The organism is Glycomyces sp. L485, assembly GCF_022548875.1.
In the GTDB taxonomy this organism is placed as follows: domain Bacteria; phylum Actinomycetota; class Actinomycetes; order Mycobacteriales; family Micromonosporaceae; genus Glycomyces.
Window position 1 is genome coordinate 25,664 of the sequence record NZ_JAKZEW010000011.1, and the last position, 22,379, is coordinate 48,042.

Consider the following 22,379-nt stretch of genomic DNA (forward strand, 5'->3'; position numbering starts at 1 on the left):
AGGCCCCCTGTGCCTCAGGACCGGGCCTCCAGAACGGCCATTGCCGCATTGCGACCGGGAATGCCGCTCACTCCGCCGCCGCGCGCCGCGCCGGCTCCGCAGAGGAAGACGTTGGCATGGTCGGTCTCCACGCCCCACCGGCCGGGCGTCTCGTCGGTCCGGAACGGCCACGACAGGTCCCGATGGAAGATGTTCCCACCCGGAAGCCCGAGGTCGCGTTCGAGGTCGACGGGAGTCTTGGCCTCGATGCACGGGTCTCCGTTCGCGTCCGTCGCCAGGCAGTCGGCCAACGGCTCGTCGAGATGCACCTCAAGCTGCTCGATCGTCGCATCGAGGAGTCTCACTCTCGTCTCCCGATTCGCGGTCTCCTCTCCTTCGAAGAGCCGCGCGGGCGCGTGCAGGCCGAACAGGGTCAGGGTCTGGTATCCCCGGCGTACCAGGTCATAACCCAGAATGGACGGGTCGGACAACGAGTGGCAGTAGAGCTCGGACGGAGGCTTTGACGGAAGCCGTCCGGACGCCGCCTCGGCGTAGGCGGCCTCGAGCTGCTCGAACGTCTCGGAGACATGGAACGTTCCGGAGAACGCCTCGCGGGGATCGACGTCCGCGTCACGAAGCCGAGGAAGTCGCTTGAGGAGCATGTTGACCTTCAGCTGGGCTCCCTCGGCCGACTCCGGGCTCTCCTGACCGAGGAAACCCGCCAGAGCTTCAGGAGCGGCGTTGACCAGCACGTGCCGGGACCCGACGGTCCCGGTGCGCTGCTCGTTCGCATAGGTCACCTCGGCTCGAGAACCGTCCGTGGCGATGGCCGAGACCTCGTGCCCGGTGAGGATCTCCGCGCCCGCTGACCGTGCCGCGGCGGCCAGGGCGTCGGTCAGGGCGCCCATCCCTCCGACCGGCACGTCCCAGTCCCCGGTGCCTCTGCCGATGACGTGGTAGAGGAAGGTGCGATTCTGCCGCAGGTCCTCGGCCCACGCCGAGGTGAACGTGCCGATGAGGCCATCGGTGAGCACGACCCCGCGAACGAGGTCGTCGGCGAAGACGCGCTGAATCGTCTCCCCGAGGGGCTGCTCGAAGAACATGTTCCAGACGCCGTCGTCGGCGACGCGTCGACGCAGCTCTGACTCCGAGGGCAAGGGGTCGGTGAGCGTCGGGAAGACCTTCCCGGCCAGGTAGGCCGCCGAGCCGTAGAACTTCTGCCACGCTTCGAACTCGGCGTCAGAACCGGTGAGGCGTGCGAAGGATTCCCGAGTCTGGTTCTGGTCGTGCTTGACGAGCAGCCCCGTCGCCCGCCCACCGCGTTGGGCCGGGGTGTAGGAGGAGACGCTTCTCTTGCGCATCTGAAACTTCAGGCCGAGGTCGTCGACGATCTTGCGCGGCAGCAGGCTGACCAGGTACGAGTACCGCGACAGCCGCGCGTCCACGCCCGGGAACGCCGGAGCGGAGATCGCCGCTCCGCCGGTGTGTCCCAGTCGCTCCAAGACCAGGACGCTCTTGCCGGCGCGGGCGAGATAGGCCGCCGAGACCAGGCCGTTGTGGCCGCCGCCGACGATGACGGCGTCATAGGACGTGTGCAGAGGCATGCTCAACCCTTACACAGACGGCCTACCGAATATCGAGATCCGACGCCGTTTCGGGGCGATCAGTAGACGCTCGCGCCGATCCAATCGTCATAGCCGTAGCCGACCGGATCGTCGTAGGAGCGGTCGGCGAGCTCGAAGCCGCTGGCGGCGGTGCCGCACTCGGTCAGCACCAGCGGTGCCGCGGTCCCGGTCCCGTCGAAACCGATGCACAGGTCCGAGTGGCCTGCCGGATGGATGCCGGTGTCGGTCAGGACGAACTCCTGGTTGAGGCCGCCGTGGCAGTCCCACAGCACGAGCGCGGTCCCGGCCTCCATCCTGCCGCCGTCGACATCGACGCAGCGGTCGTGACTGAGCTCCACGTGCAGTGACCGCCGACCCTCGTCATGCCAGAAGCCCTGGTTGCGGCCGCCGTGGCAGTCCCACGAGATCAGGTGGGTGCCGTTTCTTGAGTCGTAGCCCTCGGCGTCCGCGCACAGTCCGCTGCCGGTGTTCTTGAGATCCTTGAACTCGAACAGCCCTTCGTAGAGTGTGGCGCTGCCGGTACTGGCCGGGTCCACACAGGTCGAGGTGTCCCACTCGGGACGCTCGTGGAACCGGGTGATGCATTGGGCGAATGCTCCGTGACCGAGGTAGTTGGGATGCAGCGACTGCCGGAAGGCGTGTTCTGAAGGCAGCAGTCCCACTTCGGCGTAGACTCCGCGGGCCCAAGGGTCGTCGTCGCATACGCCGTGACCGTCGAACAGACGCTGGGCGTTGAGATAGCGGACGTCCTTGCCGAGCGCAGCCTGGCGGATGCCCTGCTCGAACAGGGGCACGGCCTTGTTGCGGGCGAAGGCGGCGTCGGCGAGATAGAGCAGGCAGCCGCCTTGGTACCACCCGGGGAAGTCCGGGTTGTCCTCGACGTCGGGGCCGCCGGGGCTGGAGTAGGACATGACGACCATGTCGTAGTCCGCCGGCAGGTAGCCGGCGTCGGTCATGGTCTGCCGGACCGCGTCGATCGCGGTCTCCACGCCTTGCCGGCTCACCTGGACGCGGGCCTCCCAGTCCTCGGTGTGGTCCGGCCAGCACGGCCCCAGGAACAGGATCCGGTCGGCGACGCACTCGGTGGCGGTCGGGCCGAACTCGATGCCGCCTTCGTCATTGGCGCCCACGATGATCCATACCAACTTGACGTTGGTGTTGCGGGCCTTGACGGCGAGGTGGTCGCCCTGGTTGAGCTCGTCCCACTGCTGCTGACCGTTGCCTTCGATCAGGTGCTGGGAGGTGGCGCCGGAGCACGAGATGTTGTATTGGGCGTCGCTTTCGATACCGGTGCGGAACAGCGCCTGGTCGTAGGAGCGGTCGCACCAGTTGCCGTCCGTGTGGGTGTCGGGTTCGTAGTTGCCGACGCCTTCGCCCGAGATCTGACTGTCTCCCATGGAGATCAGAGAGGTCTTGCGATCCTCGAGGGGGAGGATGTCGGGGCTGCCGTACAGATCGGTGGCCTCGGCGGCGCGGATGGATTCGAGGTGGTCGGGCAGGGGAACGATGTCAGGGTGTTCCGCCGCTTGAGCCGGTGCCACCGCTATGGACAGAGTCATGGTGGTGAGAGCTGCGGTGGCCAGCGCCGCAGCCGAACGTATCCGGGGAGTGGACATGGCAGTCTCCTATTCGGAAACATCGCTGTCGACGAGTTGTAATAGGGACACTACCGTTACTCGGCGGTAATGTGAAGCCTTCGAGGCTGCCATTCTTGAAGGAATGGAAGGAGAACGCGGCACGTTGATGGCTGCCGATAAGTGGCTGAACATCATGGAGGAAAGGGTGATCCAGGGGCGCTGAAACAGACTGCTGTTGCAATTGACATTGATGATTTTAAATGGACTTCGAGTCCTGTCGATCATCATGGGATCACGAATCCGCCGCCGGCCATCCGAGCTTCTTGCGAGGGATGAACGGTCGGCCGATCGCCGGCTGGGGCGAAACGGCACCCAACTCGGGAGGCGTGTGTGAACATGACCAGATGAACTCGCCGGTCGTGGCCGTCATCGGTCGTTGCATCCGCCATGGTCTGCCGCTCCCGCTCGTGGCCGGCGGTTAGCGGCCATGGCGGACTGGTTCGACGATCGGATCATCGACCCCGGACGCATGCCGCTGTTGTGCTTCTTCGCCGGCATGGTGGTCGGGTTCCTGTTCATTCGCGTCTCGGTGCGGTTGATCCGGGCGAACGTGCGTTGGTGGCCCGGCAATGTCACGCCCGGAGGCAGACATGTGCACCACATGGTGTTCGGTCTCGGCTTCATGGTGGTCGGTGGAGTGTCCGGACTGGCGGTTCCGGACGAGCTCGTCGGCTGGACGTCCGCTGCGGCGGCCCTGTTCGGCGTCGGCACCGCGCTGGTGATCGACGAGTTCGCGCTGATCCTTCACCTCGACGACGTCTACTGGTCCGAGGAGGGCCGGATCTCGGTGGACGCGATGTTCGGGCTCATCGCGGTCACCGCGATGCTGCTGCTGGGAATGCATCCGTTCTTCGGGTTCGAACCCGATTCCGAGGCCTCGGGAGTCTGGCAGGTGTGGCCCCTCCTGATCGGGCTCGGTCTGGCGGTCGTCACCGTGCTCAAGGGCAAGGTCTGGACCGCGGTGTTCGGCATGTTCATTCTCCTGCCGCTGCTGTTCGGGGCGATCCGGCTGGCTCGTCCGCAGTCGCCTTGGTCGCGGTGGCGGTATCGCTCCGACAGGCCTCGCGGGGTGCGCAAGCTCAACCGGGCCCGTCGCCGTGAACACCGGCTGCGAAGACCGGTCAACCAGGCGAAGAACCGGCTTCAGGACCTGGTCGCCGGGAGCCTTCATCGTTGACGGACTAGGACGGTCAGCGGCCTGCGGTTTCTACGGTGACGCGCTCGCCCACGGTATGCACCAGTACAACCTCCGGATGGAGGAAGACCAGTTTGTCGACCGCCTCCTGGAGCTCCTCGACCGGTGGCAGATCGTCGGGGCTGCGCACCTCGATCACCACCTTGTGGGCCTGCCAGCTCACCTCGTCGACGTAGGCGTCCGACCAGTTCTCTGCGGCGGCCTCGATCTGGCTGCTCCACAACGCTGTCATGGAATTGAGTCCGATGGGGATCGCGACGGCCACGAACACGGCCGCGAGGACCGGGTAGGCGCGGCGCCTCCAGCTCGGCTCCGCGGCCACCTCAGCCTCTTGGAAGTAGCCGCCGATCTTGAAGACCAGGATCGATGCGACCACCAGGACCACGACGTTCGACAAGAACAGCACGAATGCGCCGAGCGCCAGGAACGGATTGCCGTCTCCGAAGCACACCCCCATCACGCCCAGAGGCGGCACGAGCGAGATCGCGATGGCGACTCCGGGCAGCACGGTGCCTACGTCTCTGCGAGTGGCCGCGATGGCCCCGGCGAAGCCGGTGGCGATCGCCGCGATCAGATCCATGATCGTCGGGGAAGTGCGGCCCTCGATCTGCGAATTGGCGAGCGCGTCGGTCGGATCGGGCAGCATCGAGGAGATGCCGAACCCGATCGCGACCACCGCGACGACGCTGGCGGCCACGTACAGCAGGGAACGACCGACCATCGCGGCGTCACCGACGACGATGCCCAGGCCGACGGCCAGGATCGGGGTGGACAGCGGTGCGATGATCATGGCGCCGATGACCGCGGCGGTCGAGTCGGCCAGGACTCCGGCGACCGCGATGAAGCCGGACAGGGTGAGCATGGACCAATAGGCGGACCGTTTCGCACCGCTCTCGCCGTAGTCCAGTTCGAGGCTGTCGCGGAGGGTGTCAAGGCTCCGGCGCTGGGTGGCGGGGATCAGTACGCTCAAGAATGCTCCCGCTGGTTCGTTCAGGTAGGCCTGACCGCGACTATATGGTGTGAAGCGCCTGATCGAGATGAAAACGGGCGGTTCATCTGAGCCGGTCGAGCTCGGGTTTCGGAATCACCGCCGGATGAGGTCTATCCGCTTCGTGAGCCTTCCGTGTCCAGGCAGAGGACCGGGATCCGTTGGACCAGGTTGTTGGCGAAGCCGCCTCTGTTCCAAGGCTGGTTCAGCGGTTGCGTGTTGCCCTCGGCGTCGGTGGCCCGTGCGCTCAGGAGGTGTTCGCCGGGCTCGGCCGTCCACTCGAACCGCCACCGGCGCCAGGCCCAGGGGTGGGCGGTCGCCTCGTCCAGGTCCGCCTCGCTCCAGGTACGCCCATCATCGGTGGTGACCTCCACCGTCGCGATCGGCGCCCGGCCGGACCAGGCGCGGCCTTCGAGGGACACTGGGCCCGGTCGAGTCACACGTGACCGAGACATGAAGTCCGGAAACCCGGGAGGGACCATCAGCGCACGTGGTGCGATCCGAGTGACCGGCTCGCCGAGCTCGTGCGGTTCCTGCCTGAGCCGGTAGGCCGAGGTCTGCTGGAATCCGGTGAACGGAGCGTCGGAGACGGTGATGTCGCGCAGCCACTTGACTTGCGCCATGCCGTACCAGCCGGGGACCACCAAGCGCAGCGGTTGTCCGTGCTGCGGCGGCAGCGGGGCGCCGTTCATGGCGTAGGCGACCAGCACTTCGGGTTCATCGACCGTCGCCACCTCCAGAGGGAGGGCTCGTTGGTAGTCCTGTTCGACGCCTCGCTCCACACCGTGGTCGGCACCGGTGAAGACGACATCGACCGCACCGTCCCTCACTTGGGCGTCGGCGAGTAGGAGGCGCAGGGGCACACCCGTCCAGTCGGCGGTGCCGACCGCTTCCACCAGCCACGGTTGACTCACCGGCCGGGGGACGAGCCGGGCCCGACCGTTGCCGGCGCACTCCATGGTGACGCGGGCTGTGACTGCCGGATAGGACCGCAGATCATCCATGCCCAGCCGCAGCGGATGGCGGACGAGACCGTCGATCGTCAACTCCCAAGCGGCGTCCTCAGGGAGGTAGGGGATGTCGTAGTGGGTGAGGACGTAGTGCAGGCCAGGCGGGGTCACGTCGTAGCGCAGCGCCTCCAGGGGCAGGCCGTGGTTGCGGGTCGCGAGCGCCAGCTCGTCGCGGCCGATACCCTCCTCGGCCTCGGCCAGCCGAGCAGGCGTGCTCACGTCATCGAGTCGACGACTCATGCCCGGATCGTATGTCGGGCCGCGCCTTGCGCGTAGGTGTTCGCCGCGAAGCGGACGTGCGAGGCGTGAGCGATCCGATGCGTCGGCGAGCAGTCCAGTGGCCCGCAAGGTTCCCGACGAGCTCTATCCGCAGTCACGCCAAGTGCCGCAGTAGTACGAGGGATACTTTCATGTCGCGGGACCGGTGAGCGTGAGTGTACTTCTCGACCGCCTGCTGCTCGGCGCGTCGTACCGTGCCACTCCAGGTGGCGGCGATCGCCAACAATGCGAGCCAGCCCGCCAGCGCCCAGGTGAGCCACACCGGACCGAATGCGGCGATGAGTGCGCCGCAGGCCATGGCACCGAGTGCGGAGGCGCCGGTGACCAGGGTGGCGATGCCGGCGGTCACCCGGCCCCGCATGTGGTCGGGCGTCCGTGCGAGGCGGTAGTTGTCGAGCGCCACGTTGTAGACGGGGCTGACCACCGATTCGGCGAAGGCGACGGCCAGCAGCAACCACCAGGTCGGGACGACCGCGTAGAACGGGAATGCCAGGGCTTGGAGAAGGCCTCGGGGAGATCGCAGGACATTTACATACTTGATTATTTACTGATACGATCCGTAAGGGTGGCTTTCCGTTTCACTCCGGATGGGGTGTCACCGAGATGGTCGGGTTCATACGGAAGTTCCTATTGGGAGCGCTCCCTAATGACTTTCGACTCGATCCCGGCTCCATCTCCAGCAGGACCCGCCACTGCGGTCCGCTCGAAGAGCCGCGGCGCCGACTCCACCAGATCAGAGGATATTGAAATATGCAAAGAGCTCGAAATCATAGGAGGATGGCGGCCGCCGCGATCGCGGTCGTGGCCCTCAGTTCCGCCGCGCTGACGATCGCCTCGGCGAACCCGGCACTCGCCGAGGAAGGCTGCGATGTCGACTATCGTATCGTCAGCGACTGGGGAGGCGGCTTCCAGGCGAATGTCGCGATCACTGCGGACGAGCCCATCGACGGCTGGGAGATGAGCTGGGAATTCCCCTCCGGCACGACCGTCAGCAGCGCCTGGAACGTCGATTGGAGCCAGAGCGGCACCACCTTCAGCGGTTCCGACGTCGGATGGAATGCCGCCATTGCCTCAGGGGAGACCAGTGAGGTCTTCGGATTCATAGGATCCGGCAGCGCCGACGCGCCGGGGACGATCTCCGTCAACGGCGACGTGTGCGACGGGCAGGCGGATCCGAGTGAGCCGCCGACCGATCCCACTGTGACCCCCACCGACGATCCCACGACCGACCCGCCGACGGGACCGGTGTCGATCATGCCTCTCGGCGATTCGATCACCGGCAGTCCCGGCTGCTGGCGGGGCAACTTGTGGGACCTCCTCGTCGACGCCGGTCATGAGATCTCCTACGTCGGATCGCTGTCCCAGGGCTGCCCGCCAAGCCAAGCCGACCCGCACCACGAGGGGCACGGCGGCGTCCAGGTCACACAGGCGGTGGCGAACGGCGACACGCGGATGTGGCTGGAGGCCAACACCCCCGACGTGCTGCTGATGCACTTCGGCACCAACGACGTGTGGTCGGCGATTCCCCCCGCGCAGATCCTCGACGCCTACACCTCGATCGTCGAGGACTTGCGCGAGCTCAACCCGGACGCGGTCGTCCTGGTAGCGCAGATTATCCCGCTGCACCCGGACAATTGCGCGGAGTGCCCGCAGCGGGCCGTCGACCTGAACGCCACGATCCCCGGATGGGCCGCGGAACTGACGACCGAGCGGTCGCCGATCGTCGTGGTCGACCAGTACACCGGGTTCGACCCGGAGGTCGACACCTACGACGGGGTCCACCCCGACGAGGACGGCTACGTCAAGATCGCCGCGAACTGGTTCGCCGCGCTCGACGGTGTCCTTGCGTCGGCTTCCGATTCCTGACGCCGTTCGTCCCACGTGCGAAGCGGCGCCGGACCCACAAGGGACCGGCGCCGCCCTCCTCGACGGAGCAGCGCAACTCGAGGACCGAGTGATCGAGCGCCGCTGACGGCCGAAGTGACCTCCGGTTCAATCCCGGCGCGTTCGGCGAGGGGCTGCGAACCATCGGGTCGCGCGGTCGTGAACTCGGTGAGGTGGCCGCGCAGGGTCTGGGCGGACACTGGGGTGGACAGCGGCTACGGCGTGTAGTACGTTCAGGTTCCATTCGACGGAGGCGGTCAGGAACGCAGTGTGATTCTGCGGCGGTCCCGCCACTGTATTCGGAGAGCTGCCCGCCCCGGGGTTGCCGCCGGAGCCCGACGGACGCCTTCAGCGGCCGTCGAGCGCGGCGCGGAGCCCTGGCCGGACCGAGCGCGGCCACTGGGTCCTGTGACCCGGGAAGGCCGGGCGGACAGTGATGATCCGAGAGCCAGAAGACTGAGGCCTTCCGTCACGACTGAGGGGACGAGGATCCCCGAGGAGGTCGACATGACTGCCATTACCGCCATACCCGTAACCACGCCGAAGTGGGGCCGCATCGCGCTGTCGCTCTTCGCTTTCACAGCGACGTTGTTCCTGGTCGCCTTCGAGCAGGGCACGATCACCGGCGGCCTGCCGGTCTTGCACGAGGCCTTCCACGACGCCCGCCATCTGCTCGGATTCCCCTGCCACTGATGCTCACCGACAGTGTTCGCCGCGGACTCGCGGCGGGGCTGCTGGCCGGTCTCGTGGCCGGAGCGTTCGCGCTGCTCGTCGGCGAGGTCCCCCTCGGGGAGGCCATCGCGCTCGAGGAGCAAGCGGACGTCGCTGCCCACGAATCGGCCCAAGCGGCCCACGATCACGACGAAGGGTTCGCGGTCGACCGCACCCTGCAGCAGGGCCTCCTGCCGGTCGGTACCGCGCTGGTCGGTGCGGCGTACGGCGGACTGTTCGGGCTCGCCTTCGCGCTGCTCGCCAAGGGATCCCGCGATCGGTGGAAGTCCGGTCTGGCCTTCGGAGTCGCAGCCTGGGCCGCCGTCGCCCTGTTTCCGGCGCTGAAGTACCCGTCCAACCCGCCCGGCGTCGGCGACCCGGATACGGTCGGCTCGCGGACCACCTGGTTCCTCATATCGATCGTCGCCTCGGTCGCCCTGGCCGTGCTGCTGTGCATGGCGTCCAGACGACTGCGCGCCCGCGGCATGGACGACGTCACGCGCCAGCTCGCGATCGGCGCCGCTGCCGTGGTCCTGTACGGCGTGCTGTTCGTCGCAATGCCGTCCAGCGGCGTCGCGATCGAAGTGCCCGCCGCACTGTTGTGGGACTTCCGCCTGGCGTCCATGGGTACGCAGGCGATTCTGTGGCTCGGCCTTGCCGTCGGCTTCGCCTGGCTGTGGCACCGTGCCGCGTTGAAGGCGGCGACGTGAAGTCGTTCTCGCGGCTGACCCTGGTGCGCCACGCGCCGACCGCCGCGACCCGCCGCCACGCGTTCCCGCTCGACGAGCCGCTCGACGAGGCCGGTGAGACCGAGGCGAGCGGGCTGCGCGGCAGGCTCCGTGGCTCCGCGGCGGTCGCGGCCCCGGCCGCGCGGTGCCTCCGCACGGCCCTCCTCGCCGGATTCGAGCCGGTCGCGTCCGATCCCCGCTGGTCCGAACTGGACTTCGGGGACTGGGCCGGTTCGACTTTGAGCGAGATCGGCGACCGCGACCCCCGACGGCTCTCCGCCTGGCTCGACGACCCGCGATCGGCGCCGCCTGGCGGCGAGTCCCTTCTGTCGCTGCGCGAACGCGTCCGCGCGGCGCTCTCAGACCTCGCCGAGACCGTTGAGGACACCGTGGTGTTCACCAGCGGCGGCCCTGTCAAGGCCGCCGTCGCGGCCGTCCTCGACGCCCCCGACGCGGCATTCTGGCGGCTCGATGTGGCCCCCTGCTCGGTCACCGTCCTGCACTGCCGCTCCGGGGTCTGGACGGTCCGATCCGTCAACGCCGACGCCGGCGGGGAGGGGAGATGAAGGCCTGGGGCATCGGCATCCTCGCCGGTTGCGCGGCCGACATGATGGTCGGCGACCCCCGGCGCGGCCACCCCGTCGCCGGATTCGGGCGGCTCGCAGCCGACGTCGAACGGCGCACCTGGCGAGATTCCCGGCTGGCCGGGTCCGTCCACACCGGAACCCTGGTGGCGGCCACGGCGCTGCTCGCCGTGGCCGCGGACCGCGCCGCGAAGCGCCGCCCCTGTGCCCGCGCCGCCATGGCGGCGGCCCTGACCTGGACCGTCGTCGGCGGACACTCTCTACGCCGCGAGGCCGCCGGAATCGCGGCGGCGATCGAGCACGGCGACCTCGACGAGGCCCGGAGGCGCCTGCCCGCACTGTGCGGACGCGACCCCGCGCACCTGAGCGAGACCGAGGTGGTGCGCGCCGCGGTCGAATCGGTAGCCGAGAACACCTCCGACGCCGTCGTCGCCCCGCTGTGGTGGGGCGCGATGGCCGGGCCCGCCGGGCTCGCGGCCTACCGCGCCGTGAACACCCTCGACGCGATGATCGGACACAAGTCGCCGCGGTATCGCCGGTTCGGTTGGGCGGCCGCCCGACTCGACGACGCCGCCAACTGGATCCCGGCGCGCTGCGCGGCCGCTCTGGCGGTCGTCCTCGCGCCGGTCGTCGGCGGCTCCCCGGGCAGCGCCGCGCGGATCTGGCACCGAGACGGCGGCGCGCATCCCAGCCCCAACGCCGGGCAGGTCGAGGCCGCTTTCGCCGGGGCCCTCGACCGCACGCTCGGCGGCGGCGAGAACCGCTACCCCGGCCACACCGACACCCGGCCCGCGATGGGCGGGGGGCCCGCCCCGAACGCGGCCGACCTGCGCCGAGCCGTCCGCCTCTCCGCGGCCGTGTCCGCCGCCGCCGCCGTCTGCGCGGCCGCAACGGCGTCAAGGCGACGCCCGCAGAGGGGCAAACGTGCCGGGAGGCTGCGATGAGCGGCGCGATCCTACTGGCGGGCACGGGCTCCGACGTCGGCAAGAGCGTCATCACGGCGGGCGTCTGCCGCCACCTCAAACGCCGAGGGGTCTCGGTGGCCCCGTTCAAGGCCCAGAACATGGCGCTCAATGCGGCCGTCACCGTCGACGGCGGCGAGATCGGCCGCGCCCAGGCCGCCCAGGCCGCCGCCTGCGGCATCCCGCCCGAGACCGCCATGAACCCGATACTCATCAAGCCCACCGGCGAGCGCCACAGCCAGGTCGTCGTCATGGGCAGGCCCGCGTTCGACGCCGGCGCGCGCGACTACCACCGGCGCCGCACCGCCCTCCTTCCCGCTGTGCTCGACGCCCTCAACGACCTCAAAGGACGATTCGACGCCGTCGTCTGCGAAGGCGCCGGCAGCGCCGCCGAGATCAACCTGCGCCCGCACGACCTCGCCAACATGGGACTCGCCCGCGCGGCGAACATGCCCGTGCTGCTCATCGCCGACATCGACCGCGGCGGCGCCCTCGCCGCGCTCTACGGCACGCTCGCGCTGCTCGAACCCGACGACCAGGCGCTCATCGCCGGCTTCGTCATCAACCGCTTCCGAGGCGACCCGGCCGTCCTCGAACCGGGACTGGAACAGCTGCGCGAACTCACGGGCCGCCCGTGCCTCGGTGTCCTTCCGCACCTGAACGGCCTCGACTTCGACGCCGAGGACTCCCTCGCCCTCGACCGGCCCCTTGCAGCCATTGCGCCACTGGGGTCCGACAGTCTGGCGGTGTCGGTGGTACGGCTGCCGCGCATCGCCAACTTCACCGATGTGGACGCGCTGGCCGCCGAACCCGGCGTGTCCGTGCGATTCACCGACTCCGCCGCCGAGGTCCGCCGCGCCGACCTGGTGGTCCTGCCCGGCACCAAGAACACCGTCGGCGACCTCGCCTGGCTGCGCGACAACGGCCTGGCCGAGGCGATCGCCGACCGCGCCGCGGACGGCGGCCCCGTCATGGGGATCTGCGGCGGCTACCAGATGCTCGGCCGAGCGATCACCGACGACGTCGAGTCGCGCTCCGGCACCGTGCCGGGTCTGAGCCTGCTCCCGGTGACCTGCCAGTTCGCCGAGTCCAAGACCCTCGCGATGCACACCGGCACCGCCCCGGGACTCGGCGGCGCGCCCGCCGGAGGCTATTCCATCCGCCACGGCCGCCCCACCGTCCACGACGGCCGGACCTGGCTGCGCGACGCCCACGGCCGCGACGAGGGCTGCGTGGTCGGATCGGTGTGGGGGACCAGCTGGCACGGTGTCCTCGAACACGACGAGGCCCGTCGCGCCTTCCTGTCCATCGTGGCCGAGACCGCCGGACGCGAGTGGAAGCCCGGAGACGAGCCGTTCGCGGCCGTCCGGGAACGCCGCCTCGACCGCCTCGGCGACCTGGTCGCCGACCACCTCGACGTGAACGCGCTCGAAACGCTGCTGGCGGACGGCCCACCGGCCGACCTGCCGATCGCACCGCCGGGCGGCGCACCCGCGCCGCGCGTCTGGACTGGGGGAGAAGACGAACACCATGCCAATTGACGGCTCCGCAAGCGTCGCCGACGCGACCATCCTGTTCCTCACCACCGCCGACACCGAGATCCTGGCCGCGGCCGGCGCGGTCGACCGGCTTCCCCAGGATGCCCCGAAGCTGCGGGCGCTCAACCCGGCCCGCGCGGGAGGCGACGAGGACTGGATCGACACGGCCCTGGCCGACGTCCAGGTCGTCGTCGCCCGACTACTCGGCGGCCGCGCGGCCTTCCCCGAACTCTTCGACCAGCTGCGCGAACGCTGCGTCAAAGCAGGCATTCCGCTCCTGGCGCTCTCCGGCGAGGGATCCCCGGACGCCGAGCTCACCGCCCTGTCCACCGCCCCGACCGCCGCACTCGCCCAAGCCTTCGAATACCTGCGCCTCGGCGGGATCGACAACACCGAGCAGCTTCTGCGATTCCTGTCGGACACGCTGCTGCTCACCGGGCTCGGCTTCGAGCCGCCCATCGAGCTGCCCGACCACGGCGTCTACCATCCCCGTGAGGCCGACCCGCTCGCCGCCGTCGATCCCGAACGGCCGCTCATCGGCGTCGTCTTCTACCGCTCGCACCTGGTCAGCGGCAACACCGCGTTCGTCGACGCCCTCATCGACGCGATCGAAGCCCAAGGGGCCCAGGCCGTCGGACTGCACTGCTACTCGCTGCGGCCCGACGCCGACGGGAGCGTCGGCCTGCTGTCCATGCTCGATGAAGCCGGGGTGAAGCCCGACGCGCTGCTCGTCACCGTCCTGGCCATGGGAGGCGCCACCGCCGCCGACACGCCCACCTGGAAGGCCGAGGCGCTCCAGCGACTCGGCGTCCCGGTCATCCAGGCGCTGGCCTCCACCGGATCTCGCCAGACCTGGGTCGACAGCGTCGCGGGTCTGTCCCCGATGGACACGGCGATGCAGATCGCGCTCCCCGAGTTCGACGGCCGCGTCATCGGCGTCCCCTTCTCCTTCAAGGAACTCACCGAGGACGACGAGCGCATCGGTGGCCCGGTGATCCGCTACGTCGCCGACGCCGAACGCACCGAGCGCGTCGCGGGCATCGCTGCCGGCCACGCCCGCCTGCGCCGGGTCCCACACTCGGACAAGCGGATCGCTCTGGTCTTGTCGAACTACCCGACCAAGCACAGCCGCATCGGCAACGGCGTCGGTCTCGACACCCCCGCCTCGTGCGCGGCGCTGCTGCGGCGCATGCGCGAGACCGGCTACGACCTCGGCGACGTCGACCCCCGCCTGCTGGAGGACTCGGACGCGCTCATCCACGCCCTGATCGACCGGGGCGGCTTCGACGCCGACCTGCTCACCGACGCCCAACTCGCCGCCGCCGACGCCAAACTGCCCGTCGAGGACTACGCCGCCTGGTTCAAGCTCCTGCCCGACGACCTGCGCGAATCCGTTGAAGCCCAATGGGGCCCGCCGCCCGGCGAGGTCCTGCTCACCCCCGACGGACGCAACCTGGTCACCGCCACCCTCCGCATGGGCAACGTGGTCCTCGCGATCCAGCCGCCGCGAGGCTTCGGCGACGACCCCGTGGCGATCTACCACGACCCCGAACTGCCGCCCACCCATCAGTACCTGGGAGCGTACTGGTGGATCACCCGCGTCTTCGGCGCCGACGCGATCGTCCACGTCGGCAAGCACGGCACCCTCGAATGGCTGCCGGGCAAGGGCGTCGGCCTCTCGGCCACCTGCGCGACCGACGCCGCCCTGACCGACGTGCCGCTGTTCTACCCGTTCGTCGTCAACGACCCCGGCGAGGGCACGCAGGCCAAGCGCCGCGCCCACGCGGTCATCGTCGACCACCTGGTGCCCCCGATGATGCGCGCCGAGACCTACGACGAGCTCACGAGACTGGAGCAGCTGCTCGACGAGCACGCCGAACTCGAACTGCTCGACCCGACCAAGCTCGCGGCCATCCGCGAGCAGATCTGGGCGCTGCTGGTCGAGGCGAACATCGCCCGCGAACTCGACGTCGAGGCCATGCCCGGCGAAGACGACTTCGGCGACCTCATCACCCACGTCGACGGGCACCTGTGCGAGATCAAGGACCTCCAGATCCGCGACGGCCTCCACATCCTCGGCGCGCCGCCGGACGGCGAGCAGTTGCGCGGCCTGGTCAGGGCGATCCTGCGCCTGCCCCAAGGCGACACCCCGGGCCTGCGCTCCGTCGTCGCCGCCGAGTTCGGATTCGACGAGGCCGAACTGACTCGTGACGGCGGCGTCCGCGTCGAGGCCGACACCACCGCGCTGACCCGCCTCGCCCCCGGCCCGGCCGCCACCCGCGGCGACGTCCTCGACCGGCTCGACCACCTTACCGGCGCCATGGTGGAGGACCTGGCCGAGTCCGGCTGGGATCCCGAAGCCGACAATCAGATTGTCGACAATAGACTGAGGCGTTCCGCGCCGGCCGTCGCCGACGTGCTCCGCTTCGCCTGCACCGAGGTCGTGCCCCGCGTCCGCGCCTCCGCCGCCGAGATCGACCGGCTCCTATCGGCCCTCGACGGTCGGTACCTGCCGGCCGGACCCTCCGGTTCGCCCACCCGCGGACGCCTCGACGTGCTCCCCACCGGCAAGAACTTCTACTCCGTCGACCCCAAGAGCCTGCCGAGCCGCCTGTCCTGGGACGTCGGCGTCAAGCTCGCCGACGCGCTCCTCGCCACCCACGAGGAGCGGCGCGGGAGCCTGCCCGAGACCGTCGGCATCGTCGTGTGGGGCACCGCCAACATGCGCACGCACGGCGACGACATCGCCGAGATCCTCGCCCTGCTCGGCGTCCGCCCGGTCTGGCACGAGGAGACCCGCCGCGTCGTCGACCTTGAGGTCGTCGACCTCGCCGAGCTCGGCCGCCCCCGCATCGACGTCACCGTCCGCATCTCCGGCTTCTTCCGCGACGCCTTCCCGCACCTCGTGGCCCTCGTCGACCGCGCCGTGGAGACGGTCGCGGCACTGGACGAGCCGCTCGAAGCGAACTTCGTGCGAGCCCACGCCCTCGCCGACCTCGAACGGCTGCAAGCCGAAGGCATCACCGGCGCCGCGGCCCGGCGGCGATCGACCGCGCGGATCTTCGGTGCCAGGCCCGGCGCCTACGGGGCCGGACTTCTGCCGCTCATCGACGCCCGCAACTGGCGCGACACCGCCGACCTCGCCGAGGTCTTCACCGTCTGGTCCGGCCACGCCTACGGCCGCGGCCTCGACGGCGTCGAGGCGCACGACGACCTGCACGCCAACCTGCGGCGCGTCCAGGTCGCCGTGAAGAACACCGACACCCGCGAGCACGACATCCTCGACTCCGACGACTACTTCCAGGAGCACGGCGGGATGATCGCCGCGATCCGCCACCTCACCGGGGCCGCCCCCGAAGCCTTCATCGGCGACTCCTCCGACCCGTCCCGCCCGGCCGCCCGCACGCTCGGCCAGGAGGTCGACCGGGTCTTCCGCTCCCGCGTGGTCAACCCGCGCTGGATCGCCAGCATGCGGCGCCACGGCTACAAGGGAGCCTTCGAACTCGCCGCCACAGTGGACTACATGTTCGGATACGACGCCACCGCGAACGTCGTGAAGGACTGGCAGTACGCCAAGGTCACCGAGTCCTACGTCCTCGACGAGGACGTGCGGGACTTCATGGAGGACTCCAACCCGTGGGCGCTGCACGGCATCACCGAGCGGCTCCTCGAAGCCGTCGAGCGGGGACTGTGGGCCGAACCCGATCCAGAGCTGCTCGACAAGTTGCGCCAGGCCCACCTCGACGCCGAAGGCGCGGTCGAGGACCGAGGAGAGGAACGAGCATGACCTACCCGTTCAGCGCCCTCGTCGGCCAGGAACGGCTCACCGCCGCGCTCCTGCTCGGCGCTGTCGACCCGCGCATCGGCGGGGTCCTCGTGCGCGGCTCCAAGGGCTCGGCCAAATCGACGGCCGTGCGCGGCCTCGCCGCGCTCCTGCCCGACATCGCCACCCGCGCCGGCTGCGGGTACAACTGCCCGCCCGACCATCCCGCCGAGCTGTGCCCCACCTGCGAGGACGCACCGGTCCAGCACCGCCCGACCCCGCTGGTCGAACTCCCCGTCGGCGCCTCCGAAGACCGGCTCATCGGCTCGATCGATCTCGAACGCGCCCTCACCGACCGGGTTCGCACCTTCCAACCCGGACTGCTCGCCCGCGCCCACCGAGGACTGCTCTACGTGGACGAGGTCAACCTGCTCGACGACCACCTCGTCGACGCGCTCCTCGACGCCGCCGCCATGGGCGTCAACCACATCGAACGCGAAGGCGTCTCGGCTCGCCATCCAGCGAGATTCCAACTCGTCGGCACCATGAACCCCGAGGAAGGCGAACTGCGACCGCAGCTGCTCGACCGGTTCGGCCTCACCGTCGAGACCGCCGCTCCCGCCGACGCATCCGACCGCGCCGAGGTGGTGCGCCGACGCCTCGCCCACGACGGCGACCCCGAGCGATTCGCCGACCGGTTCGCGGACGACGAGCGACTCCTGGCCGAGCGCCTGGTCGCGGCCCGGCGCCTCCTCGACCAGGTCGCGCTCACCGACGCGTGGCTGGTGAAGATCGCCGAGGTCTGCGCGGCGTTCGGCGTCGACGGGATGCGTGCCGACATCGTCACCGCCCGGACCGCCACCGCGCTGGCGGCCTGGGACGGGCGCACCGATGTCACCCGTGCCGACGTCCGCGAGGCCTGCCTGCTCGCGCTCCCGCACCGCCGCCGCCGGGGACCGTTCGACGACCCCGGCATAGACGAGGACGAACTCGACCGCCTCCTCGGCGACGACGAACCCGAACCGCCCCGAGAAGGCCCCGACGACGACCCCGACGACGGCGACGACCCCGACGAGACCGGGCCGACCCCGTCCGGACCGGGAGACCAAGGCCGACCGTCCGAACCGCAGGGCACGCCGCGGCACGGACCCGCCCCGCAGCCGTCCGAAGCGGACGCCCCCGGCGAGCGCCGGGACGACCTCGCCCCGGCGCCCTCGGGCCGCGTCGAAGCCCCGACCGAGACCCCGAGGTCGGCGAACCTCATCACCGCCCCGCAGCGCCGCCTCGGCGCCGCCGGCCGCCGCAGCCGGGGCCGGTCCCGCCGGGGAGCCGCCGTCCGGGCCAGGCCGCTCCGCGCCGGAGAGACGCCCCGCGCCGCCGACCTCGCCGCCTCGCCGACGCTCACAGCCGCCGCCGCGCGCTCCGGCCCGATCCAGGTCGGCCGGGCCGACCTGCGCCACTACGAACGCTCGGGGAAGCAGGGCCACCTCATCGTCCTGTGCGTCGACGCCTCCGGGTCGATGGGCGCCCGCCGCCGCATGGGCGCGGTCAAAGGCGCCGTCCGCGCCCTGCTGTTCGACGCCTACCAGCGCCGCGACCTGGTCTCCCTGGTCACCTTCCGCGGCAGGGACGCCGAGACCGTGCTGCCGCCGACCGCGGGCGTCGAACTGGCCGAACGCCGCCTCGCCGTCCTGCCCACCGGCGGCCGCACCCCGCTCGCCGCCGGGCTTCTGCGAGCCGCCGACCTCGTCGAACGCCATGCCCGACGCGACCCCGACCGACGCCCGCTCCTCGTCGCCGTCACCGACGGCCGCGCCAACGCCGGGCCCGACGCGGTCGACGAGGCCCACCGGGCCGCGAACCTCCTGGCCGCCAAGGACGTACCCGGCCTGGTCGTCGACACCGAATCCGGGTTCGTCCGCACCGGCCTGGCCGCCGAGCTGGCCCGCCACCTCGCCGCGCCCTGCGTCGAACTCGACCGGTTCGCCTCCGGCGATCTCGCCCGCACCATCCGCCTCGCCACCGGCCGTTGACAGGGGAAGACATGACCACCGAACGCAGCCAGTACGACGGCGCCACCGAAGGCGCCACCGCCGACACCCAGCCGAAGAGGCGCAAACGCGAGACGCCGCTGCTCATGGTCCACACCGGAACCGGCAAGGGCAAGTCCACGGCCGCGTTCGGAATGATGATGCGCGCCTGGAGCCAGGAGTGGCCCATCGCGGTCTTCCAGTTCGTCAAGTCCGGCAAGTGGCGGGTCGGCGAGCAGGCCGCCGCCGAGAAGCTCGGCGGCATCGACTGGTTCAAGATGGGCGACGGCTGGTCGTGGACCAGCCGCGACCTCGCCGAGTCGGCCGACCTCGCCCGTGAGGGCTGGGAGGAGGTCAAGCGCTGCCTGGCCGAGGAGCGCTACCGCTTCTACCTGCTCGACGAGTTCACCTACCCCATGAAGTGGGGCTGGGTCGACACCGCCGACGTCGTCGAGACGCTGAAGCACCGTCCCGGCTGGCAGTACGTCATGATCACCGGCCGCGACGCCCCTGCCGAACTGGTGGACGCGGCCGATCTGGTCACCGAGATGACGAAGGTCAAGCACCCGCTCGACCAGGGCTGGCGCGGCCAGAAGGGCATCGAATGGTGAACGTGCCGCGCGTCGTGGTCGCCGGGACCCGCTCCGGGGTCGGCAAGACCACCGTGGCGACCGGTCTCATGGCCGCCCTGCGCGGCCTCGGCCTGCGCGTCTCGGGCCACAAGGTCGGGCCCGACTTCATCGATCCGAGCTACCACGCGCTGGCCTGCGGACGGCCCCCGCGCAACCTGGACGCGTTCATGCACGGCCCCGACCTCGTCGCGCCGCTGCTCGCCCACGGTGCGGCGGGAGCCGACATCGCCGTCGTGGAGGGCGTCATGGGCCTGTTCGACGGCCGGGCCGGGACCGGCGAGGCCTCCACGGCCCACATCGCCCACCTGCTCGACGCCCCGGTGGTGCTCGTGGTCGACGCCGCCTCGCAGTCGCGTTCGGTCGCCGCCGAAGTCCACGGCTTCGCCAGTTTCGATCGATCGATAGAAATCGCCGGGGTCGTACTCAACCGGGTTGCCTCCGACCGGCACGAGCAGATCCTTCGCGAAGCCCTCGCCGACTCGGGCGTCCCCGTCGTCGGGGTGCTGCGGCGCGGCGAGCAGATCGCGACGCCTTCGCGGCACCTGGGCCTGGTCCCGGCCGCCGAACGCCGGCCCGAGGCCCTGGCGCTCGTGGAGACCCTGGGGCGCACCGTGTCCCAAAGCATGGACCTGGAGGCGGTGCTGCGCATCGCCCGCTCCGCGCCCGCCCTGGAGGCCGAGCCGTGGCGGCCCGAACCGGGAACCGTCCCCGGCCGCCCGGTGGTGGCCGTCGCGGGAGGCCCGGCGTTCACCTTCGTCTACACCGAGCACCGCGAACTCCTCGAAGCGGCCGGAGCCGAGGTCGCCGACGTGGACCCCCTGCGCGATGAAGCCCTCCCGGAGGGGACCGGAGCGGCCTATCTGGGCGGAGGCTTCCCGGAGGTACACGCCTCGGAACTGGCCGCCAACACCGGGCTCGCCGCCGACCTGCGAGTGCTCGCCGAGGCGGGAGGTCCGATCGTGGCCGAATGCGGTGGCCTGCTCTACCTGTGCCGCCGCCTGGACGGCCACCGGCTGGTCGGTTTGATCGACGCCGAGGCCGAGTTCACCGAGCGGCTGACGCTCGGCTACCGCACCGCCCGCGCCGCGTCCTCCGGCCCCCTCGGACCCGAGGGCATGGCCGTGCGCGGACACGAGTTCCACCGCACCGCCGTCCTTCCCGGGTCCGGCACGCCTTCGGCCTGGACCTTCGAGGACGGCCGGCCCGAAGGCTTCAACTCCCGCGGCGTCCACGCCAGTTTTCTCCATACCGCCTGGACCGGTGCCCCCGAGATGGCACGGTGTCTGGTGGCATCCGCACACGCAAGGGAGGCAACGGTATGAGCGGCACTCTCATCGGCGTCGGGACCGGGCCCGGTGACCCCGACCTGATCACCGTCAAGGGCCGCGACGCCCTGTTGTCCGCCGACACGGTGTTCGTGCCGGTCGCGGTGTCCTCGCCGAACGACGAGCCCGGTTACGCCGAGCGGGTCGTGGCTCACCATGTGCCCCATGACAAGCCGATCACCCGGCTGGTCTTCGAGCTCGACGCCGATCGGCGGGACTCGGCCTGGGCCCGAGCGGCCGAGACCGTGGCCGAGGTGGTGCGCGCGGGCAAGACCGCCGTGTTCGCGACCATCGGCGATCCGAACGTCTACTCCACGTTCTCCTATCTCGCCCGCGCCGTCCGCGCGCGCGTCCCCTCCGCGACGATCGCGACCGTCCCCGGCGTCACCGCCATGCAGGACCTCGCCTCGCGGACCGGCACGGTCCTGGTCGAGCACGACGAGCCGTTGACCCTCATGCCGATGACCGCCGGAACCGACCGGGTGCGCGGCGCACTCGAGGACGGCGGGACCGTCGTCCTCTACAAGGGCGGCAGAAGACTCCCCGAGGTCAGGGCCGTCCTGGAAGCGGGCGGCGCGCTGGACCGCGCGGTGTTCGGTGCGCACCTGGGCCACCCGGACGAAGACGTCCGCGCGGCCGTCCCCGACCGGCCCGCTCCCTACCTCTCGACCGTCATCGTCACCCCCGAACGCGAGGAACCGCAGTGAGCAGAGCGAAGATCTGGTTCGTGGGGGCCGGCCCCGGCGCGGCCGACCTGCTGACCGTGCGTGCGGCGAAGGTCATCGGCGAGGCCGACGTCGTCGTGTGGGCGTCCAGCCTCGTCCACGAGGACGTGCTCGAACACGCCCGACCCGGCGCCCAGATCCTGGACTCGAAGACCATGACCCTCGAAGAGGTCCTGGACGTCTACCGCCGCGCGGCCGCCGAGGGCCTGACCGTGGCCCGGCTGCACTCCGGCGACCCGTCCATTTACGGCGCCGTGCAGGAACAGCTGGAGGCGGTCGCCGCACTCGACGCGGACGTCGAAGTGGTCCCGGGGGTGACCTCGGTGGCCGCCACCGCCGCCGCGGTCGGACGCGAACTGACCATTCCCGAAGTGGCCCAATCGGTCGTGATGACCCGCATGGCCACCCGCACGCCCATGCCCGAGGGGGAGGACCTGGCCTCCTTCGCCCGCCACGGAACCACGCTCGCGCTGTTCCTGTCGGCCTCGCGCCCCAAGCGGCTTCAGGCCGAGCTGCTCGCCGGCGGTTACGCTCCCGAGACGCCCTGCGTGATCGGCTACCGGGTGACCTGGCCCGAGGAGCGCATCGAGACCTGCCGGCTCGACGAACTGGCGGCGACGGTCCGGTCCATGAAGGTCACCATGCACACCCTGGTGCTCGTCGGACCCGCTCTCGGGGCGCGAGGGACCCGCAGCCACCTGTACTCGCCGGGCTTCGCCCACACCTATCGTCCGGTGAGGACGGCGTGAGCGAGGGGCCCGCGCGTTCGTTCCCGTCCCGGCTT

18 protein-coding genes and 1 riboswitch are annotated in these 22,379 nt (G+C 70.3%); of the genes, 13 read left to right on the forward strand and 5 right to left on the reverse strand.

The genetic code is table 11. The features are described from left to right. Positions 1 to 14 precede the first annotated feature (14 nt). Entirely contained in the window at positions 15 to 1,583 is a 1,569-nt protein-coding gene (locus tag L0U85_RS08095) for an NAD(P)/FAD-dependent oxidoreductase (protein WP_241377248.1), read from the reverse strand. A 59-nt stretch (positions 1,584 to 1,642) separates the two neighbouring features. Beyond that, positions 1,643 to 3,220 carry a ricin-type beta-trefoil lectin domain protein gene (locus tag L0U85_RS08100; protein ID WP_241377249.1) on the reverse strand — a complete coding sequence of 526 codons (1,578 nt, stop codon included), beginning with the start codon at positions 3,218 to 3,220 and terminating at the stop codon, positions 1,643 to 1,645. 448 nt (positions 3,221 to 3,668) lie between these two features. On the opposite strand from L0U85_RS08100, the gene L0U85_RS08105 reads away from it, so the two are divergent. After that, entirely contained in the window at positions 3,669 to 4,418 is a 750-nt protein-coding gene (locus L0U85_RS08105; protein ID WP_241377250.1) for a hypothetical protein, read from the forward strand. A 13-nt stretch (positions 4,419 to 4,431) separates the two neighbouring features. Here L0U85_RS08105 and L0U85_RS08110 read toward each other — a convergent pair whose 3' ends face one another. The 3 genes from L0U85_RS08110 to L0U85_RS08120 all read right to left on the reverse strand — a co-directional run bounded on the left by L0U85_RS08110 (position 4,432) and on the right by L0U85_RS08120 (position 7,257). Beyond that, positions 4,432 to 5,406 (reverse strand): TIGR00341 family protein, encoded by a 975-nt coding sequence (locus L0U85_RS08110; protein WP_241377251.1) that lies wholly within the window; start codon positions 5,404 to 5,406, stop codon positions 4,432 to 4,434. 131 nt (positions 5,407 to 5,537) lie between these two features. Continuing rightward, entirely contained in the window at positions 5,538 to 6,674 is a 1,137-nt protein-coding gene (locus L0U85_RS08115; protein ID WP_277605557.1) for a sulfite oxidase, read from the reverse strand. A 133-nt stretch (positions 6,675 to 6,807) separates the two neighbouring features. Next, positions 6,808 to 7,257: an MFS transporter gene (locus L0U85_RS08120; protein WP_347177389.1), complete on the reverse strand. Its 450-nt coding sequence runs from the start codon at positions 7,255 to 7,257 to the stop codon at positions 6,808 to 6,810. 233 nt (positions 7,258 to 7,490) lie between these two features. Between L0U85_RS08120 and L0U85_RS08125 the strand changes: the two genes are divergently transcribed. The 12 genes from L0U85_RS08125 (at position 7,491) to cobM (ending at position 22,344) form a co-directional block, all read left to right on the forward strand. After that, positions 7,491 to 8,579, forward strand: a complete 1,089-nt coding sequence (locus tag L0U85_RS08125) for a cellulose binding domain-containing protein (protein WP_241377254.1) — start codon at positions 7,491 to 7,493, stop codon at positions 8,577 to 8,579. A 275-nt stretch (positions 8,580 to 8,854) separates the two neighbouring features. Beyond that, positions 8,855 to 9,056: riboswitch (cobalamin riboswitch) on the forward strand. 48 nt (positions 9,057 to 9,104) lie between these two features. After that, entirely contained in the window at positions 9,105 to 9,290 is a 186-nt protein-coding gene (locus L0U85_RS08130) for a CbtB domain-containing protein (protein ID WP_241377255.1), read from the forward strand. After that, the gene (locus L0U85_RS08135) at positions 9,290 to 10,018 is read left to right on the forward strand and encodes a CbtA family protein (protein WP_241377256.1); all 729 of its coding nucleotides are present in this window, start codon (positions 9,290 to 9,292) and stop codon (positions 10,016 to 10,018) included. Before L0U85_RS08130 ends, L0U85_RS08135 begins: the two co-directional genes overlap by 1 nt. Then, positions 10,015 to 10,602: a histidine phosphatase family protein gene (locus L0U85_RS08140; RefSeq protein ID WP_241377257.1), complete on the forward strand. Its 588-nt coding sequence runs from the start codon at positions 10,015 to 10,017 to the stop codon at positions 10,600 to 10,602. The genes L0U85_RS08135 and L0U85_RS08140 overlap by 4 nt, the downstream gene beginning before the upstream one ends. Continuing rightward, positions 10,599 to 11,564, forward strand: a complete 966-nt coding sequence (locus tag L0U85_RS08145; RefSeq protein WP_241377258.1) for a cobalamin biosynthesis protein — start codon at positions 10,599 to 10,601, stop codon at positions 11,562 to 11,564. Before L0U85_RS08140 ends, L0U85_RS08145 begins: the two co-directional genes overlap by 4 nt. Beyond that, positions 11,561 to 13,123: a cobyric acid synthase gene (locus L0U85_RS08150; RefSeq protein ID WP_241377259.1), complete on the forward strand. Its 1,563-nt coding sequence runs from the start codon at positions 11,561 to 11,563 to the stop codon at positions 13,121 to 13,123. The genes L0U85_RS08145 and L0U85_RS08150 overlap by 4 nt, the downstream gene beginning before the upstream one ends. Further along, positions 13,113 to 16,907 carry a cobaltochelatase subunit CobN gene (gene cobN / locus L0U85_RS08155; protein WP_241377260.1) on the forward strand — a complete coding sequence of 1,265 codons (3,795 nt, stop codon included), beginning with the start codon at positions 13,113 to 13,115 and terminating at the stop codon, positions 16,905 to 16,907. The genes L0U85_RS08150 and cobN overlap by 11 nt, the downstream gene beginning before the upstream one ends. Continuing rightward, positions 16,904 to 18,916, forward strand: coding sequence for a magnesium chelatase subunit D family protein (locus L0U85_RS08160; protein ID WP_241377261.1), 2,013 nt, complete (start codon positions 16,904 to 16,906; stop codon positions 18,914 to 18,916). The genes cobN and L0U85_RS08160 overlap by 4 nt, the downstream gene beginning before the upstream one ends. 11 nt (positions 18,917 to 18,927) lie before the next feature. Beyond that, positions 18,928 to 19,524 (forward strand): cob(I)yrinic acid a,c-diamide adenosyltransferase, encoded by a 597-nt coding sequence (cobO, locus tag L0U85_RS08165; RefSeq protein WP_241377262.1) that lies wholly within the window; start codon positions 18,928 to 18,930, stop codon positions 19,522 to 19,524. After that, complete coding sequence (locus L0U85_RS08170) at positions 19,518 to 20,867, forward strand: cobyrinate a,c-diamide synthase (RefSeq protein ID WP_241377263.1); 1,350 nt, start codon at positions 19,518 to 19,520, stop codon at positions 20,865 to 20,867. The genes cobO and L0U85_RS08170 overlap by 7 nt, the downstream gene beginning before the upstream one ends. Continuing rightward, positions 20,864 to 21,577 (forward strand): precorrin-2 C(20)-methyltransferase, encoded by a 714-nt coding sequence (cobI, locus tag L0U85_RS08175; protein ID WP_241377264.1) that lies wholly within the window; start codon positions 20,864 to 20,866, stop codon positions 21,575 to 21,577. Before L0U85_RS08170 ends, cobI begins: the two co-directional genes overlap by 4 nt. Further along, a complete protein-coding gene (gene cobM, locus L0U85_RS08180) occupies positions 21,574 to 22,344 on the forward strand; it encodes a precorrin-4 C(11)-methyltransferase (RefSeq protein WP_241377265.1) in 771 nt (256 codons plus the stop codon). The genes cobI and cobM overlap by 4 nt, the downstream gene beginning before the upstream one ends. Positions 22,345 to 22,379 lie beyond the last annotated feature (35 nt).